Source organism: Bradyrhizobium liaoningense, assembly GCF_018130825.1.
Taxonomy (GTDB): domain Bacteria; phylum Pseudomonadota; class Alphaproteobacteria; order Rhizobiales; family Xanthobacteraceae; genus Bradyrhizobium; species Bradyrhizobium liaoningense_B.
In genome coordinates this window covers 366,265-381,669 of record NZ_JAFCJS010000006.1, presented here as the reverse complement: position 1 = coordinate 381,669, position 15,405 = coordinate 366,265, and the positions used below count along the sequence as shown (strand labels likewise).

Annotated in this window: 15 protein-coding genes and 1 pseudogene; 8 read left to right on the top strand and 8 right to left on the bottom strand. The window is 64.7% G+C overall.

Going from position 1 to position 15,405, the window contains the following annotated elements:
- Nucleotides 1-8: 8 nt before the first annotated feature.
- On the bottom strand, nucleotides 9-995 hold the full coding sequence (ltnD, locus tag JQ603_RS26615; RefSeq protein WP_433996655.1) for an L-threonate dehydrogenase: 987 nt from the start codon (nucleotides 993-995) through the stop codon (nucleotides 9-11).
- A 37-nt stretch (nucleotides 996-1,032) separates the two neighbouring features.
- Between ltnD and JQ603_RS26610 the strand changes: the two are divergent.
- Together JQ603_RS26610 and JQ603_RS26605 are read left to right on the top strand one after the other, a co-directional pair.
- Nucleotides 1,033-1,704 (top strand): annotated as a pseudogene (locus tag JQ603_RS26610) (aldolase); the annotation flags it as partial.
- 573 nt (nucleotides 1,705-2,277) lie between these two features.
- The gene (locus JQ603_RS26605) at nucleotides 2,278-2,676 is read left to right on the top strand and encodes a hypothetical protein (RefSeq protein ID WP_212343637.1); all 399 of its coding nucleotides are present in this window, start codon (nucleotides 2,278-2,280) and stop codon (nucleotides 2,674-2,676) included.
- A 16-nt stretch (nucleotides 2,677-2,692) separates the two neighbouring features.
- Here the strand turns inward: JQ603_RS26605 and JQ603_RS26600 are convergent, their stop codons facing one another.
- The 6 genes from JQ603_RS26600 to JQ603_RS26575 form a co-directional block, all read right to left on the bottom strand.
- Nucleotides 2,693-3,397 carry an ABC transporter ATP-binding protein gene (locus JQ603_RS26600; RefSeq protein ID WP_212343636.1) on the bottom strand — a complete coding sequence of 235 codons (705 nt, stop codon included), beginning with the start codon at nucleotides 3,395-3,397 and terminating at the stop codon, nucleotides 2,693-2,695.
- Nucleotides 3,381-4,112: an ABC transporter ATP-binding protein gene (locus tag JQ603_RS26595; protein ID WP_212343635.1), complete on the bottom strand. Its 732-nt coding sequence runs from the start codon at nucleotides 4,110-4,112 to the stop codon at nucleotides 3,381-3,383. The genes JQ603_RS26600 and JQ603_RS26595 overlap by 17 nt, the downstream gene beginning before the upstream one ends.
- Nucleotides 4,109-5,089 (bottom strand): branched-chain amino acid ABC transporter permease, encoded by a 981-nt coding sequence (locus JQ603_RS26590; RefSeq protein ID WP_212343634.1) that lies wholly within the window; start codon nucleotides 5,087-5,089, stop codon nucleotides 4,109-4,111. The genes JQ603_RS26595 and JQ603_RS26590 overlap by 4 nt, the downstream gene beginning before the upstream one ends.
- Entirely contained in the window at nucleotides 5,089-5,967 is an 879-nt protein-coding gene (locus tag JQ603_RS26585) for a branched-chain amino acid ABC transporter permease (protein WP_018648089.1), read from the bottom strand. Before JQ603_RS26585 ends, JQ603_RS26590 begins: the two co-directional genes overlap by 1 nt.
- Nucleotides 5,968-5,998: 31 nt before the next feature.
- Complete coding sequence (locus JQ603_RS26580; protein ID WP_212343633.1) at nucleotides 5,999-7,243, bottom strand: ABC transporter substrate-binding protein; 1,245 nt, start codon at nucleotides 7,241-7,243, stop codon at nucleotides 5,999-6,001.
- 94 nt (nucleotides 7,244-7,337) lie between these two features.
- Nucleotides 7,338-8,153 carry a putative hydro-lyase gene (locus tag JQ603_RS26575; RefSeq protein ID WP_212343632.1) on the bottom strand — a complete coding sequence of 272 codons (816 nt, stop codon included), beginning with the start codon at nucleotides 8,151-8,153 and terminating at the stop codon, nucleotides 7,338-7,340.
- A gap of 119 nt (nucleotides 8,154-8,272) precedes the next feature.
- Here JQ603_RS26575 and JQ603_RS26570 point away from each other — a divergent pair, with 119 nt between their 5' ends.
- The 5 genes from JQ603_RS26570 to JQ603_RS26550 all read left to right on the top strand — a co-directional run bounded on the left by JQ603_RS26570 (nucleotide 8,273) and on the right by JQ603_RS26550 (nucleotide 13,276).
- On the top strand, nucleotides 8,273-9,190 hold the full coding sequence (locus JQ603_RS26570) for a LysR family transcriptional regulator (protein WP_212343631.1): 918 nt from the start codon (nucleotides 8,273-8,275) through the stop codon (nucleotides 9,188-9,190).
- Between the two features lie 31 nt (nucleotides 9,191-9,221).
- Nucleotides 9,222-10,472 (top strand): Zn-dependent hydrolase, encoded by a 1,251-nt coding sequence (locus JQ603_RS26565; RefSeq protein WP_212343630.1) that lies wholly within the window; start codon nucleotides 9,222-9,224, stop codon nucleotides 10,470-10,472.
- Nucleotides 10,473-10,484: 12 nt separating this feature from the next.
- Entirely contained in the window at nucleotides 10,485-11,396 is a 912-nt protein-coding gene (locus JQ603_RS26560; RefSeq protein WP_212343629.1) for an NAD(P)-dependent oxidoreductase, read from the top strand.
- 11 nt (nucleotides 11,397-11,407) lie between these two features.
- The gene (locus tag JQ603_RS26555; protein WP_212343628.1) at nucleotides 11,408-12,481 is read left to right on the top strand and encodes a malate/lactate/ureidoglycolate dehydrogenase; all 1,074 of its coding nucleotides are present in this window, start codon (nucleotides 11,408-11,410) and stop codon (nucleotides 12,479-12,481) included.
- Nucleotides 12,482-12,634: 153 nt separating this feature from the next.
- Nucleotides 12,635-13,276: a suppressor of fused domain protein gene (locus tag JQ603_RS26550; RefSeq protein WP_212343627.1), complete on the top strand. Its 642-nt coding sequence runs from the start codon at nucleotides 12,635-12,637 to the stop codon at nucleotides 13,274-13,276.
- Between the two features lie 73 nt (nucleotides 13,277-13,349).
- Here JQ603_RS26550 and JQ603_RS26545 read toward each other — a convergent pair whose 3' ends face one another.
- Nucleotides 13,350-14,423, bottom strand: a complete 1,074-nt coding sequence (locus JQ603_RS26545; protein WP_212343626.1) for a tartrate dehydrogenase — start codon at nucleotides 14,421-14,423, stop codon at nucleotides 13,350-13,352.
- Nucleotides 14,424-14,580: 157 nt separating this feature from the next.
- On the opposite strand from JQ603_RS26545, the gene JQ603_RS26540 reads away from it, so the two are divergent.
- Nucleotides 14,581-15,357, top strand: a complete 777-nt coding sequence (locus JQ603_RS26540) for an SDR family oxidoreductase (RefSeq protein ID WP_212343625.1) — start codon at nucleotides 14,581-14,583, stop codon at nucleotides 15,355-15,357.
- Nucleotides 15,358-15,405: the final 48 nt, after the last annotated feature.

The window sequence follows — 15,405 nt, the reverse complement described above, 5'->3', positions numbered from 1 at the left end:
CCTCTGGTTTACTTGTCGCCGGGCAGCTTCACGCCGGTGACCTGCGCATACATGCGCGCGACCGACGCGTCGTCATCGCGGCCCATGCCGGCGGCAGCCGTCATCAGGAACATCTGGAGGGCGGCGGCCGAGACCGGCACCGGGAATCTGGCGCTACGCGCCATGTCCTGGATGATGCCGAGGTCCTTGACAAAGATCTCGACGGCACTGCGCGGCGTGTAGTCCCCGTCGAGCACGTGCGGCATGCGGTTCTCGAACATCCAGGAATTGCCGGCAGAGGCGGTGATCACCTCATAGACCTTGCGGATGTCGAGCCCCTGCTTGGCCGCGAACGCCATCGCTTCGCTGGCGGCGGCGATGTGCACGCCGGCCAGCAATTGGTTGATCATCTTGAAAGCGGCACCTTGGCCAGCGGCATCGCCAAGCTCGTAGAGCTTTGCGGCCATGGCATCGAGCGCCGGCCGGGCCTTTGCAAAGGCGGCCGGGCTGCCGGAGGCGAGAATCGTCAGCTCGCCCTGCGCGGCGCGCTGCGCGCCGCCGGAGATCGGCGCATCCAGATAATGCCGGCCGGTCGCCTCCAGTTGCTTGGCGAGGCGTCGCGCCACCTCCGGGTCCATGGTGGCGGAGGAGACGAACACGCTGTCCTTCGGCATGGTTTCGGCCGCGCCATCCTTGCCGAACAGGATCGCCTCGGTCTGGGCGGCATTGACGACGACGCTGACGACGATGTCGGCGCTCTTGGCCGCCTCGGCCGGCGTCTTGGCGCCTGCGCCGCCGTCCTTCACGAACCGCGCCACCGCATCAGCCGAGACATCGCAGCCGGTGACGGCATGGCCGGCGCGCTGCAGCGAGGTCGCCATGCCAAATCCCATCGAGCCGAGCCCGACGACGGCGATACGCTGATTTTGTGACGTGGAGGCGGACATATGCAACTGACCCTTGCGAACGTTTCCCGAATAGCCGCCCTTTGCGGCAGCTTGGCAACCGCATAACACGGCTTGGCCGCGCTGCCAAAGCGTGAGACAAGCAGGCATGACGGCCATGAGCAACGAGACAAGGCTGCGTGAGGATATCTGCCGCTTCGGGCGGTCCCTGTTCGAGCGCGGGCTGACGCCGGGCTCCTCCGGCAATATCAGCGTCAGGCTGGACGGCGGCGGCTGGCTGGTGACGCCGACCAACGCCTCGCTCGGCTTCCTCGATCCCGCAAAGCTGTCGCGGCTGGACGAAACCGGCCGGCTGATTTCGGGCGATGCCCCGACCAAGGAAGTTCCGCTGCATACCGCGCTCTACGACACGCGCGGCAGCGCGCGCGCGATCGTGCACCTGCATTCGACCCATTCGGTGGCACTCTCGATGCTACCCGAGATCGACCCGCGCGCCGCGCTGCCACCGATGACCGCCTATTACCTGATGAAGTGCGGCGCCACCGCGCTCGTGCCCTATTACCGCCCGGGCGACCCGGCGGTGGCGGATGCGATCAAGGGCCTGGCCGGTAAATACTCATCCGTGCTGCTCGCCAATCACGGCCCCGTCGTCGCCGGCGACACGCTGGAAGCCGCGGTGTTCGCCACAGAGGAGCTGGAGGAGACGGCGAAGCTGTACCTGCTGCTGCGCGGGATGAACCCGCGGTATCTGTCGCCGGAGCAGGTGACGGATCTCGTGAAGGTGTTCGGGGTGACGCTGCCGGAGCATGGGCACGAGCACTCGCATGCGGTGGCTGAAGCGACAGAACCGACTGACGCAGAGGTCGAGGCAGCGGCCCGTGTCCTTGATAAGGCAGGACGCCACCATCATTGGTGGGACAAATCGGTACAACCGTACACCGACCCAATCGCCAAAAGCGAGCTTGAGGGGATTGTGGAACAGATGCTGATCGCCGCATCGAAGTCGCGATCTCGATAGCGATCCTGGCCCGCCCGCGTGCCACACACACTGCCGTCATCCTGAGGTGCGAGCCTTGCGATGCCATGCATCGCAAGGTGAAGCCTCGAAGGATGGGCTACGGGCGCTTGCGGCCCATCCTTCGAGGCGCGCAAAGAGCGCGCACCTCAGGATGACGGCAGAGATTGTGGAACGAGACGATCGTAGATGGGGTAACGGCCCCCCGCATGAGCGGAGCGATACGCGGGACCAGCGGCCCCGGATATCGCTTTGCTCATCCGGGCTACGACACCGTCTGACACTGCCGGAATTGATTTGCATCACCGGGATCGCGAGCACATGATCCCCCTGTAATTGACTGAAGGAGTTGTTTTATCGATCGCTAGGAGAACCGTCATGGATTTCAGAGTATCCTGCGCCCTCCTCTTCGCTGCCTGCTTTATTGCCCAGCCAATTTCCGCAAGCGCGCAGACGTCTACGCGCGGCGTCCCCGATCTCAAGGTCGAGGCCAACTGCAAGGCAACTCAGGAGATCGACAAGTCGCTGACCGAGCCGCAGTCCTACGAGGCCTGCATGGGCGACGAGCAAACCGCACAGCAACAGCTCGGGCCCATCTGGCCGACAACGCCGGAGACAATTCGCACCCAATGCACCGCCGAGGCCTCCGCCGCCGGCATCGAAAGCTATGTCGACCTGCTCGCCTGCATCCAGATGAATGGCTTCGGACAACCCTCGGCACCCGCGTCAGCGCTGCGCGGCGCAAGCAAGAACCGGAACAAGAAGCAATCAGGATAGGGATCGCAGCGAGCGGCTACAATCCGAGATACGCCTTCCTCACGTCCGGATTGGTCATCATCTCCGAGGCCGAGCCCTGCATCAGCACGCGGCCGGTCTGCAGGATGTAGGCGCGGTCGGCGATCTCCAGGCACTCGGACATGCGCTGCTCGACGATCAGCACGGTCATGCCGGCGTCGCGGATGCGCTTCACCGCCTGGAAGATTTCGTCCACCAGCTTCGGCATGATGCCCTGCGAGGGCTCGTCCAGCATCAGCAGCCGCGGGCGCGTCATCAGGGCGCGGCCGATCGCAAGCATCTGCTGCTCACCACCGGAGAGCGTCTCGGCGCGCTGCTCCAAACGTTCCTGGAGACGCGGGAACAGGTTGAAGACTAGGTCGAGCGGCCCCTCGCGGTTCGCATCACCGCGGTAGAGGTAGCTGCCGAGGCGGAGATTGTCCCGCACCGACAGGCGCGGGAACAGGCGACGGTTCTCCGGCACATAGGCGATGCCGGTTGCGGTGATGAGATGCTGCGCCATGCCGTCGAGGCGCTTGCCGTCGAACGTCACCGTGCCCGAGCGCGGACGCTCGGCGCCGGCGATAGATTTCAGCAGTGTCGACTTGCCCGCGCCATTGGCGCCGGCGACGCAGACGATCTCGCCCTTCTCGACCTCGATCGAGACCGCGGAGATCGCGACCAGGCCCTGATAGGCGGTCGTGACTTCACGCACCGACAGCATGACGATCTCCCAGATATGCCTTGATCACCTTGGGATCGCGGACGACGTCGGCAGGCTTGCCCTCGGCCAGCACCTTGCCGAGGTCGAGCACGATGGCACGGTCGACCAGCGGCATCACGATTTCCATGACATGCTCGACCATCAGCACGGTGATGCCGGTCTCGCGCACCTTGCGCACCAGCGCCACGCCGGTCTGTGCCTCGGTCGGCGTGAGGCCGGTGAGGCATTCGTCGAGCAGCAACAGTTTCGGTTCGGTCGCGAGCGCACGCGCGACTTCGAGGCGGCGCTTCTCGGCCGGCACGAGTTCGCTCGCGAGCACGTCGGCGCGCGCGGCAAGGCCGGTGAACTCCAGCACCTCATGCGCCTTGCGGCGGGCCTCGCGCATCACGGTATTGCGCACGAGAGCGCCGACGATGACGTTGTCGATGACCGTCATGGTCTCGAAGCTCTTGACCACCTGGAAGGTGCGCCCGATGCCGCGCTGGCAGCGCGCGGCCGCCGGCAGATTGGTGACGTCCTCGCCGTCGAAGATGATCGAGCCCTGGGTCGGCGGCAACACGCCGGCGATCAGGTTGAACAGCGTCGACTTTCCGGCGCCGTTCGGGCCGATCAGGCCGACGATCTCGCCGCGCTCAACCGAGATCGAGACGTCGCTGTTGGCGATCAGGCCGCCGAAGCGCTGCCAGACGCCGCGGGTTTCCAGGAGCGCTGTCATCGCGTGGCCTCCTTGCGCCGGCGCGAGAACAGGCCGACCAGCCCTTCCGGCCGCGCGAGCGCGATCAGGACGATCAGCGCGCCGTAGACGATGAGGTCGACGCCGCGGCCGGAGCCGCCGATATAGGACCGCGTCAGCTCGGTGATCGGGATCAGGATGACGGCGCCGAGCAACGGCCCCCACAGCGTGCCGATGCCGCCCAGCACGGCCGGCAACGCCATCAAGAGCGAGAACTGGAAGCCCATGACGCTTCCAGGATCGATGTAGGAAACGAACTGCGCATAGAAGCTGCCGCCGACCGCGACCAGGAAGGCGGAGACCGCCGCCGCGCCCATCTTCGAGTTGAACACGACGACGCCGAGGCTCTCGGCCGCCTGCGGATTGTCCTTCACCGCGCGCCACCAATAGCCCCATTTGGAATCTTCCAGCCACCAGGTGACGAACCAGGCGATGCAGGCGAGTACCAGCGCGAAGTAGAAGTATGGCAGTTTCGAGCGCGTGAACTGGAATTTCAGCCAGCTGTCGCCGCGCACGGGAATGTCGATGCCGAGGGCCGCGCCCGCCCAATCCCAGTTCTGGATCAGCAGCAATCCGATCTCGGCGATCACGATGGTGGCGATCGCAAAGTAATGGCCGCCGAGGCGGAAGCAGGGATAGCCCAGCGCCATCGCGATTGCGGCCGAGATCAGCCCGCCGGCGATCATGCCGAACCAGGGCAGCACGCCGAACTTGGTGAACAGCAGCGCGGTGGTGTAGGCACCGAGCCCGAAATACAGCGCGTGTCCGAGTGATATCTGCCCGCAATAGCCGGACAGGATGTTCCAGCTCTGCGACAACGCCGCATACATCAGCGTTAGCACCATGATGTTCTGGACGTAGACGTCCTTGACGAACAGCGGCACGATCGCGGCGACGGCGGCGAGACCGGCGGCGGTGATGAGGTCGCGGCGGCGCCGCTCGACGAATTGCTTGTCCATCACATCGACCCGAACAGGCCACGCGGCCGAATGAACACGACGAGCAGATAGACCGCGTAGATGCCGACCGACTTCAACGATGGCGGCAGGATCAACGCAGTGGTGGCTTCGACCAGACCGACGACGATGCCGCCGGCGAAGGCGCCGAACACGCTGCCGAAGCCGCCGAGCGCCACCGTGACATAGGCGATCAGTGCGAAGGATGCGCCGACGTCGGGATAAATGTAGAAGAAGGTCGCCATGATGGCGCCGGCAAGCCCGACCAGCGCGCCGCCGAGGCCCCAGCCGAGCGCGAACACGCGGTTCTTGTCGATGCCGACGAGGGCCACCGCGCCGGGGTCCTCGCGGGTCGCCTCCAGCGCACGGCCGAAATCGGTGCGGTTGATGAACAGATAGAGCCCACCGAACGCGGCGATCGCGACCAGCGCGCCGAACAGCTGCGGCTGCGGCAGGAAGATGCCGGCGACCGACACCGTCTTGCCGCCGAGCCATGAGTTGGGGACGCTGCGGTAGTCGGCCGTGAAGAACAGCTGCGCCAGGCCGCGCATCACGATCGCGAGGCCGAAGGTCGCGAAGATCTGCACCATGCCGACATTGGCCTTGGCACGCATCGCAAACCGCACGATCACGAGATAGACCGCCGCCCCCAGAACAAACAGGGCGGCGGCGGCGAGCGGCGCCGACAGCAGCGGATCGATCGCGAAGAACGTGAACAGGAAGAATGTCACGTACATCGCCAGCATCAGGAATTCGCCATGGGCGAAGTTGACGACGTCCATCAGGCCAAAAATCAACGCCAGGCCGACGGCGATCAGTCCGTAAAGCAGCCCCATCAGCAGGCCGCTCGCAAGACTCTGGATAATAGTTTCAGCTGTCACGTCGCTTCGTCCCCCACCGCAACCTGATCGCTTACTTCATCGGCCAGATCGGCTCGGCCACCGCCGCCTGCGACGGGAAGACGGTGACGAACTTGCCTCCGACATATTGCAGCAGGACCGGATCGGCATCGTTGTTCTGGCCCGACTCGTCGAACTTGACGCGCTTCCAGGGCATGATGGTCTGCTCGCCCGACATCTCGGTCGCGGCCAGCGCGTCACGGATCTTCTCGCCGTCGGTCGATTTGGCGCGGTTGATGGCGTCCGCCATGATGATCATGGCCATGAACTGCCGCGACGTGTTGTCGTTGAGGTCCTTGCCCGACTTCGCCTTGAACAGGTCGTTGATCTTGCCGACCATCGGCCGCTTGGCGGCGAGATCGAGCGAGAAGCTGCCGCGGGTGATCGCACCCTCGAGCTTGTCGCCGACCGCGTCGTAGAGCGCCTTCTCGGAGAAGCCGGCGGCCTGGGCCACGATGGCGTTCGGCTTGTAGCCGAGCTCGGCCATGGTCTTGACCAGCAGGATGCCGTCCGTGGTGTAGCTCGAGGGCATCAGCACGTCGGCATTGGCGGCCTTGAGCTGCTGCACCTCGGCCGACAGCGACGGCGAGTTGGCGCGGTACTTGATGTCGGCGACGATCTTGTAGCCGCGCTCGGTTGCGAGCTTGGTCTGGGCGTTGGCGGAGTCGGTGCCGAAGATGGTGTCTTCGTGGAACAGCGCCAGCGTCTGGGCCTTGGCGCCCTTCTTCTTCATCGCATCGAGGAAGTCGAACATCCCGGCCGAGAACATCTCGTCATGCGGCGAGGCGCGGAAATAATACTTCAGACCGCGGCGATGCAGGCTCGGGGAGGAGTTGTCCGCCGACATGAACGGAATCTGGTAGCGTTCGCAGATCTGGCTGATCGTGACTGCCACCGCGCTTTGGTAAGAACCGAGGATGGCAGAGACCTTTTCCTGCGTGATCAGGCGCTCGGCTTCGGCGCGCCCCTTCTGCGGGTCGCCCTGGGTGTCGGCGTAGACGATACGGATCTTGGCACCGCCGAGGCCGGGCAAGCCTACGCCCTTTGCCAGCGGAAGCTCGAAATCCTGGTCGTTGTTGATGATGTCGATCGCGGTCTCGAACGCACGCTGCGCATCGACACCCACCTGAGCGCCGGAGCCCGACAGCGGATAGGTTGCGCCAATCACCACTTCGGACGTTTGCGCGCGCGCAGCTAGCGGCAGCAGCGCAGCAGCGGCGGTGGCTCCGAGCAGTACGTCGCGGCGAGTGATCGTCATTGGCTAAAGTCCCCTGTTATCCGAATTTTTGCGCGTATCGCATGAAACGATTGGCAGACAGCGTAAAGCCCGAAGAAGCAGCAAACGCTGCCTACTAAATCACGGCCATGTTCCTGTTTCTCAGATCCGTCACCAGCATCAGGCCGGGCGAATGCGTGATCGCGAACGGTACCTTGGCGGCGTTGATCACCGATTGCGGCGTCACGCCGCAGGCCCAGAATACCGGAATCTCGTCGTCAGCGACAGGTACGGGATCGCCATAGTCGGGCTTGGCGATGTCCTTGATGCCGATCAGGTGCGGATGGCCGAGATGCACGGGCGCACCATGCACTGCGGGATAGCGCGAGGTGATCTGCACCGCGCGAATCGCATCGGCCGGCTTGAACGGACGCATCGACACCACCATGGGGCCGGCAAACGGACCGGCTTCGCCACAGGCGATGTTGGTGCGGTACATCGGCACGCGCACATCGTGCTCGATGTGGCGGATCGGCATGCCCTCGTCGAGCAGCGCCTCTTCGAACGAGAAGGAGCAACCGAGCACGAAGGTCACGAGATCGTCGCGCCAGTAGCTCTTCACGTCGGTCGGCTCGGCGACGACTTCGCCATCGCGCCAGACGCGGTAGCGCGGAACATCGGTGCGGATGTCGAGATCGGCGCCCAGCGCCGGGATATGCGGGCTGCCGACATCGGACATGCCGATGATCGGGCACGGTTTCGGATTGAGCTGGCAGAAGCGGTGGAAGGCGCTGGCATATTCGGCCGGCAGGATCGCCAGATTGCCTTGGACGAAGCCGGGGGCGACGCCGGCGGTGGAGCCCACCTCGCCGGCGCGATAAGCGAGCCGCGCCTGGCGGCTCGGAAGGGCGTCGGTTGTTTCAGTTTGCTGCGCTGCCACCAAAACAGTCATGTGATCGACCTGCCTATAAACTCGACAAAGACAGCCAACACCAAGCGTGCTATAAAGTCTAATCTTCGTTTCTAATCAATCTCGATAAATCCAATTTATCGACTGGGAAAATCCTTCCAATGCTGGACTTCAGGTCGATCGAGACGTTCCTTTGGGTTGTGAAGCTCGGCAGCTTCCGCGGCGCCGCACAAAGGCTCAATACGACCCAGCCGGCGATCTCCCAGCGCATTGCCCAGCTCGAGCGCGAGATGGGCGTGAAGCTTTTGAACCGCGACCATCGCGTCGCCTCGCCGACCCCGAGCGGCCGGCAGATGATGGTCTACGCGGAGAAGCTGATCGGCTTGCGCGCGCAGATGATGGCAGAGATCGGCGATCGGTCGGCGATGCGCGGCGTGATGCGGCTCGGCGTCGCCGAGACCATCGTGCACACCTGGCTGCCGCGCCTCGTGAAGAGCGTGAACGAGCTCTATCCAAACCTGTCGCTGGAGATCGAGGTCGACATCACACCGAACCTCACCGCGCGTCTGCTCGCACAGGAGATCGAGCTCGCCTTCGTGGTGGGACCGCTGTCGGCCTCAGGCGTGCACAACCGCGTGCTCGCCGACTACCCGATCGGATTCCTCGCAAGCCCTTCGCTCGGGCTCGGCAAGGGCCCGGTCACGCCGGCGGAGCTCGCTCGGTTTCCGATCATCACCTTCCCGCGCAAGACCAAGCCCTACGAGGTCGTGCGCGAGGTGTTCGACCGGCCGGAGCTGCCGCCGATCCGGCTGCATGCGTCCGCTTCGCTGGCGACCGTCATCCACATGGCGGTCGAGGGGCTCGGCATCGCAGTGATCCCCGACGCCATCGTCGAGAACGAGCTTGCAGACGGGCGGTTGCAACTGCTCGACACCGAGCTCGCCATCGCGCCGCTGACGTTCACGGCAAGCTGGCTCGCCTCGCCCGACGTCGTGGCGGTGGAGCGCGTCGCCGAGCTTGCATGTCAGATTGCGCAGAGCAGCCTCGCGGTTGACGCGCCCGCGCTGGCGCGTCATTGAAAAAGCGCCGGACAATCGAGAGACCGACCGCATGAGCCGAGCCGCCACCAACCTGCAAATCGATTCCGCCCGCCTCTGGGGCTCCATCCACGAGACCGCACAGTTCGGCGCGACGGCCAAGGGCGGCGTGCGACGGCTGACGCTGAGCAACGAAGACAAGCAGGTGCGCGACTGGTTCCGCAAGGCCTGCGAGGATGCCGGCCTCGAGGTGCATGTCGATGCGCTCGGCTCGCAGTTCGGCCTGCGCAAGGGCCGCGACATGTCGAAGCTGCCCGTCGGCATCGGCTCGCACCTCGACACCCAGCCGACCGGCGGCAAGTATGACGGCATCCTGGGAACACTCGGCGCGCTGGAAGTGATCCGCACGCTGAACGACGCCGGCATCGAGACCGAGGCGCCGATCTGCGTCGTCAACTGGACCAACGAGGAAGGCTCGCGCTTCGCGCCGGCGATGATGGCCTCCGCCGCCTATGTCGGCGATTTCACCACCGACGACATCCTCTCGCGCAAGGACATCGACGGCACGACCGTCGGCCAGGCGCTCGACAGCATCGGCTATCGCGGCGGCAAGCCGGTCGGTTTCCAGAAGCTCGGCTGCTTCGTCGAGCTGCACATCGAGCAGGGGCCGATCCTGGAAGCCGAAGGCAAGACCATCGGCGTGGTCGATTCCGGCCAGGGCGTGCTCTGGTACGACGGCAAGATTTCCGGCTTCGAGAGCCATGCGGGCTCGACCCCGATGCCGCTGCGGCGCGATGCGCTGGCAACGCTCTCCGAGATCGTGCTGGCGATGGAGGCGATCGCCAAGAAGAATGGGCCGAACGCGGTCGGCACCATCGGCGAGGCCGTGATCGCAAACCCCTCGCGCAATGTCATTCCCGGCGAGATCGCCTTCACCATGGATTGCCGCAGCGCGGATGGCGCCATCATGGATGCGCTCGACCGCGACCTGCGCACCGCCATTGCCGAGATCGCCGCGCGACGCAAGGTCGAGGTCAAGATCGACCTGGTCTGGCGCAAGCCGCCGACGCATTTCGACCCGAAGCTGATCGCGGCGGTCGAGAACGCAGCGAAGACGCTCGGCTATTCCTCCCGCCGCATCACCTCCGGCGCCGGCCACGACGCCTGCAACCTCAACACCGTCATGCCGGCGGCGATGGTGTTCGTGCCCTGCAAGGACGGCATCAGCCACAACGAGCTGGAGGACGCCACGCAGCCCGACTGCACTGCTGGCACCAACGTCCTCATGCACACCGTGCTGGCGATTGCCGGCGTCGCGTCCTGACCGGAGAGAGCCATGCGCGGAGTTTTCGTCGACGCCAACGAAGCCCTCGCCGTGATCATGGCGCGGCTGGAGAAGCCGGGTGATCCCAAGATGCGGATCCACAGGGACCCCGATATCAAGCCCGCGCAATACCCTGAAATCCTTGATGGCGCCGAGATCGCGATCGTCGACCACACGGCGCTGCCGACCGAGGTGGCGAAGAAGTGCACCGGCCTGAAGCACGTCGTGTTTCTCGGCACCGGGGCGCGCAGCTACATGAACCCGGAGGAGCTCGCCGAGCTCGGCATCTCCGTGCATCTGATCAAGGGCTATGGCGACACCGCCGTTGCGGAATCCGCGATCGCGCTGATGTGGGCCTCGGCCCGCGTCATCGCGATGATGGACCGCGAGATGCGCGCCGGAAGCTGGCTGCGCGAGGACGGTATGCAGCTCACCGGCAAGACGCTGGGCCTGATCGGCTTCGGCGGCATCGCCGCGGAAGTCGCGCGCATCGCATCCGGCAGCGGCATGAAGGTGATCGCCTGGAACCGCTCGCCCAAGAGCTCTCCGGGCGTCGAGTTCACCGACCTCGACACGCTGCTGGCGAGGAGCGACGTGGTGTCACTGCATCTCCTTCTCAACGACGAAACGCGCGGCATGATCACGCGCGAGAAGATCGCAAAAATGAAATCGGGCGTCATCTTCGTCAACACCGCGCGCGCCGCAATCGTCGACGAGCAGGCGATGATCGACGCACTGAAGTCGGGCCATATCCGCCATGCCGGTCTCGACGTCTTCAACATCGAGCCCCTGCCCGGCGATCATCCGCTGACGAAGATTCCGAACGTGACCCTGTCGGCGCATTCGGCCTTCCGCACGCCGGAGGCGAGCGAGAACCTGATTGAAGCGGCGTGGGTCCACTGCCGCCGGATCGTGAAAGGATAAGAGCAACAGCAATGGCCGACTATCGCACCATCAAGGCAGAGCCGCTCACCAACGCCATTCGTGCCATCGTCAAGGCCGGCGGCTCATCGGACCGCGAGGCCGAGCTCGTATCCACCAACCTCGTCGAAGCCAACCTCAAGGGACACGACTCGCACGGCGTCGGCATGATCCCGCGCTATGTCCAGAGCGTCACCAATGGTGGCCTCGCCGTGAACGCGCACGTCAAGATCGTGCTCGACACCGGTCCGCTTCTCACCCTCGACGGCCTCACCGGCTACGGCCAGGTGATCGGCCATGAAGCGATGGAGCTGGCGGCCGAGCGCGCCAAGCGCAACGGCGTGTGTCTGGTCGGACTCTCCAACTCGCACCACATCGGCCGCATCGGCCACTGGGCCGAGCAGTGCATCGATCACGGGCTGGTCTCGATCCACTTCGTCAACGTGATCTCGCGCCCGATCGTGGCGCCCTGGGGCGGCAGCGATGCCCGCCACGGCACCAACCCGTTCTGCGTCGGCATCCCGCGCAGGGGCAAGGACCCCATCGTGCTCGACTTCGCCACCAGCAGGATCGCGCAGGGCAAGACCCGCGTCGCCCACAACAAGGGCGTCGAGCTCGAGCCCGGCACCATCATCGACAACGAAGGCAAGCCCACCACCAACCCGCGCTACACCGTGATCCCGCCGCACGGCGCCATCCTGCCGTTCGGCGAGCACAAGGGTTCGGGGCTCGCGCTGGTGTGCGAAATCCTCGGCGGGGCGCTCTCCGGCGGACAGGTGGTCAAGGGGCCCTCCGACGGCAAGTACAACGTCCTCAACGGCATGCTCTCGATCGTCATCGACCCGGGCAAGCTCGGCACCGGCGAAAACCTCGCGCGCGAAGTCGAGAGCTTCGTCGCCTGGCACACCGGCTCGCCTCCCGGCCCCGGCGTCGACAAGGTCAAGATCGCCGGCGAGCCCGAGCGCGAGACCAAGAAGAAGCGGCTCGCCGAAGGCATTCCGGTCGATCCGACCACTTGGCAGGAGATTCTGGAAGCCGGGAAGAAATTTGGGCTGGATCAGGCCGCGATCGAGAAGATCGTGGGTTGATCGAGAGCGAATAGTTCCTGCCGAGTGCACAATTGCGCAAGGGAGGCTGGACCACAGCGAAACATCGGCTCGCCTGCGGGACGGATTTGAACCAGCCCGCGTTGCCTTGCGACAACGCGGATATTCCGGCTCATAACCGCCTCCGAGGTTCACATGCTCTCCCGTCTCGCAAAATTCATGTCGGGCTCCGCGGAGCCGTCACGCCCAGCCGACCTCTACCGGCATCGGCTCGCCATCTATGAAAGCGAGCTTGGCGAGCCCGAGCATAGCTTCACCGACAGCACGGAGCGCCGCATCGACATCCACGCCTTTGGCCGCGATTTCGTGCCGGTGTGCCAGGAGGGATCTGACGAAGGCTATGTGCTTCTGACCAACGGCATGAGCGAGCAACGGATGCCGGGGGTGCACGGGGATGCGAAACCGCGTGCCGAGCTGATGTGGTATGTCCGCGAGCCGACAGAGGATGTTTGCGCCAATCTGCGCTGGCTGGCCAATCTGCCGTTCATCGACACGACCTGGTTCGGCTTCGGCCATCGCGTCGCGCTGCCGTGGCCGCCGGTTGCAGGAACGGACTTCCAGACGTTCCTGTTTCTCACGCCGATCATCGGCCCCGACAAGCAGATCGCCGAGGCGCTGGAGATCGCGGGCGATCCCGTGGAGATTTTGACCGTGAACCTGATCTCGCATCAGGAGCTCGGGCTCATCGTGTCCAGGGGGCTCGACCCGTTTCTCGACCTGCTCGACGAGAACGATTATCCACCGATCTTCGATCCGGCGCGGAAGTCGTATGTGTAATCGTAGGGTGGGTTAGCCGAAGGCGTAACCCACCACTGTTCGCATCCGCGAGGACAGAAAAGGTGGATTCGCCTCAGTCCACCATATCCGCGACCGCCTTGCCGCAGGCGGTGGTGTCGGCGTTGCCGCCGAGATCCTTGGTGCGGAGCGTACGCTCTGCCAGCGTGCGCTCGATCGCCTCGACGATCGACTTGCCGGCTTCCTTCTCGCCGAGATGCTCGAACATCATCGCACCCGACCAGATCATGCCGATCGGGTTGGCGATGCCCTGACCTGCGATGTCAGGCGCCGAGCCGTGCACCGGCTCGAACACCGAGGGGAAATCGCCCTCGGGATTGATGTTGCCCGACGGCGCGATGCCGATCGTGCCGGTGCAGGCGGGGCCGAGATCGGAGAGTATGTCACCGAACAGGTTCGAGCCGACCACGACGTCGAACCAGTCCGGATGCAGCACGAAGTTCGCCGTCAGGATGTCGATGTGGTACTTGTCCCACTTCACGCCCGGGAACTTCTTGGCCATCGCCTCCACGCGCTCGTCCCAATAGGGCATGGTGATGGAGATGCCGTTCGACTTGGTCGCCGAGGTCAGGTGCTTCTTCGGCCGCGACTGGGCGAGCTCGAAGGCAAATTTCAGGATGCGATCGACGCCGGTGCGGGTCATCACCGTCTGCTGGGTGACGAACTCGCGGTCGGTATCCGGGAACATGCGGCCGCCGACCGAGGAATATTCGCCTTCGGTGTTCTCGCGCACCACCCAGAAATCGATGTCGCCGGGCTTGCGACCCGCCAGCGGCGACGGCACGCCGGGCATCAGCCGCACCGGACGCAAATTCACGTACTGGTCGAACTCGCGGCGGAACTTGATCAGCGAGCCCCACAGCGAGACGTGATCCGGAATCTTGGCCGGCCAGCCGACCGCGCCGAAATAGATCGCGTCGTGCTTGCCGATCTTCTCCTTCCAGTCATCGGGCATCATCTGGCCGTGCTTCTCGTAATAGTCGTAGGACGAGAAGTCGAAATGGTCGAACTGCACGGAGACGCCATGCTTCTTCGCGGCCGCCTCCAGGACGCGCAGGCCTTCCGGCATCACTTCCTTGCCGATGCCGTCGCCGGGAATGACCGCGATCCGGTATTGTTTCTTGCTCATCGAGAACGTCCTTGGTTGGTCCGGCAGCCGCCGTCTTTTTTGACCGCACTGCAATGGACCAAAGTCGGCGGCAGTGCAACGCTGCACTGCAATGTTGACCATGGCGCAGCCGGACGCCTACTGATTTCATCCTGTTCCCATCCTGCGAGTACTCCCCATGGATCTGCATCTGCGCGGCAAGCGCGTCCTGATCACCGGCGCGTCCAAGGGCATCGGCGCGGCCGCCGCCGAGGCATTTGCCGAGGAAGGCGCGCATCTCCTGCTCGCCGCCCGCAGCGGCGACCAGCTCAAGGCGTTGGCCGACCGCTTGCGCGCCGCGCACCAGATCGACGCCACGACGAGCATTGTCGACTTGCGCAAGCCTGAGGATGTGGCACGGCTGGCGAAAGAAGCCGCCGACATCGACATCCTCGTCAACAACGCCGGCGACATCCCCGGCGGCTCGATCGACAAGATCGACGAGGCGGCCTGGCGGCACGCCTGGGAATTGAAGGTGTTCGGCTACATCAACCTCACGCGGTACATCTACGCCCAGATGAAGGCGAAAGGCGGCGGCGTCATCGTCAACGACATCGGCGCCGCCGGCGAGAAGTTCGACGCCAACTACATCTGCGGCAGCGCCGGCAATGCCGCGCTGATGGCCTTCACCCGCGCACTCGGCGGCAAGAGCCTTGCCGACAACATCCGCGTCGTCGGCATCAATCCCGGACCGGTCGGCACCGATCGCCACGTCACCCTGCTCAAGACGCGCGCGAAGCACCAGTTCGGCGACGAGAGCCGCTACAAGGAATTCCAGAAGAGCCTGCCGCTCGGCCGCCCCGCACATGCGCGCGAGATCGGCGATCTCATGGCGTTCCTGGCGTCGGATCGCGCCGGCTATACCTCGGGCGTGATCTACACAGTCGACGGCGGCATCAGCGCGGGCTGGGGTTAACTCTATCCTCGTCATTGCGAGCGCAGCGAACCAACCCAGGAATGTATC